The sequence below is a fragment of the Kitasatospora sp. NPDC093102 genome (genome assembly GCF_040683915.1).
Taxonomy (GTDB): Bacteria; Actinomycetota; Actinomycetes; order Streptomycetales; family Streptomycetaceae; genus Kitasatospora.
On the sequence record NZ_JBFBFA010000134.1, the window covers coordinates 1 to 2,119 of the forward strand.

1 protein-coding gene is annotated in these 2,119 nt (G+C 68.1%); it reads left to right on the plus strand.

The annotated features are described in order from the left end of the window. Positions 1-790 precede the first annotated feature (790 nt). A complete protein-coding gene (locus tag AB0O11_RS39275; protein ID WP_363397405.1) occupies positions 791-1,867 on the plus strand; it encodes a hypothetical protein in 1,077 nt (358 codons plus the stop codon). Positions 1,868-2,119 lie beyond the last annotated feature (252 nt).

Genomic DNA, 2,119 nt, shown 5'->3' on the forward strand with positions numbered 1-2,119 from the left:
CAGATATGACAAACGTGTCTATGTCTTCCTCGGCACGGTCACGGTCGCCGCCCTGGCCATCTGGCTCCGCTCATGATCGACCGGACAGAACCTAGAGCCCGAACCAGACGGCCCCTGCCCTGCCCCGCTGCGCCTGGCCGAACTGGCCGCGCACCACTTCGACTCACCGCTGACCGTCCTGCACCCAGGCGAGCCACCACACAACTTCGGCCCCGAACACGGCCAGCGCCGCTACATCGCCCTCGACCCCGACACCGGCCACTACCGCCCCACCACCCCCAACACCACCGTCCCCGACGCCCCTGACCCCGCCGCCGCCCCGACACCCGAAGCCCTCACCCTCCCCACCACCGCCCTCCCACCCGCCCACTCCGCTATGGAGATCGACCCCCAACCGGACACCGAGCCCCACCGGACCGAAGCAGCCACGGAGCACGCCCCCACGACACACCAGAGCCCCGACCAAGCAGACGCGATCAGATACCGCCAGCGGATCAGCAACGAACGAGTAGACCCCCTGTCGATTCGACGACACTCACACGCCGAACGTCCCGCGCCCCACGACACTCGAACCCCGGCGCAACGACGACGCGGCTTTCGGAGCTCCGGCACCATCGAGGTCCCGGCCGGTCTCCCCCACAGAGAGGCTTCGGTCGATGACATGTCCGATCGAGCGCCCTCGGCACCGCAACCAGCCGTTGAGCCATCCCCCGGCCCGTCTCGGCCCCCGGCCCAACCGGCCGATGCCATCGTTCCGCCACACGCCGTCAGCAGCACGGAGGACACCGTGATGACGGAAGCCGACCAGCACCAACAAAACCACCTCTCATCCGATCTTGCCACGCCCGACGACAGCACCCCCACGGAAAGCTCGAACCCCGGCCGAATGCGGCACACCGATGACACAGGACCCGCTCGCACCCGGCGATCGTGGCGCCGCGAGCCCTACCGCACGGACGCGACCGCCCACCGCCGCCGGTCGTCCGTCACCGACCCGCTGCCGACCAACACCCTGGACGGGCTCGACGAGGACTTCTTCCGCGCCGCCGCACAGCCCCACACCACACAGCCACCCGCCGCACAACCCCACACCACGCCGGCCGCCCGGTCGACCTGGCCCCACCTGAACACGGGCTTGAGGGGCCTGCTGCGCCGCGTCATCCCGCGGACGGCCGGTACGCCTGCCCCCGCACCGAACCATCCGGAAAACGCGTCGGCCGCGCCCGCCCCCGCACCGAACCATCCGGGAAACACGGGGAACTCGTCGGCCACGGTACCGCTCCCGATCACGATGGCCTCCAATGGCATCCTGCTCCTGCTCGCCGAGCAGCCAGGCGGGACTCCCCAGCTGCTGCCCGTGTTCTCCGAGCAGGCCGTGCGGCACCTGATCGACGCCCGTACCCGAGTCCTGCCACCGGGGGCATCGCCAGCCTCGCACCCGTTCGCCGCCACCTTCGGAGCCCCGCACGACCCGCTCGCCTACCGCAGTTACGAGCAGAGCATCGCGTGGCTGGCCTCCACCTTGGGGACACCGGTGCGCTACCTGCCGCACCCGAACGAGCCACGCGCCGCCCACGGCCTGTACCAGGCCAACCCCGACGGCACCCGGGTACCCGTCTTCATCGCCGACCTCCTGGAGTACTTCTGGCTACCCGACCTCCGACAGAACGCTTTCAGCGGCGAGGCACTCGATCATGTGAACCGATCCCTCCAGGAAATTCTTCGCGGCGCCAACGAAGCACGAATTCATTTCGATGACGAATCATCCATGCAAATCCTCACCCATTTCAGCCACCGCATAACCGAGGAAATCGCGAGAGAAGGCGAGACCATCGGGATTCCGGCACGCGGCACCCGTTTGGACTAACCTCAATACCAGTGACTTAAGAGTCCCAGGCTCGTGGAACTTTGCCCGGAGGGTTAATCGGGGCGGTCCGGTAGTGGGGCGCGATGGTGACTGCTTTGGCCGGGTCGCGGGTGGGTTGGGGCCAGTGCCGGTGTTCGCTGCGTTTGACGCCGAAGTTGACCCTGTTGCCCAATTGATCTCACGCTGCAAGGTCGAGGGCTGCGAGTCGGGAGATGCGGGTGCGGGCGAGGGGGGTTTCGTTCCACCAGGCGT

What these genes read in the sequence shown, in the direction of transcription:
- AB0O11_RS39275 (WP_363397405.1), top strand. Translation starts at nt 791, where the DNA reads ATGACGGAAGCCGACCAGCACCAACAAAACCACCTCTCATCCGATCTT.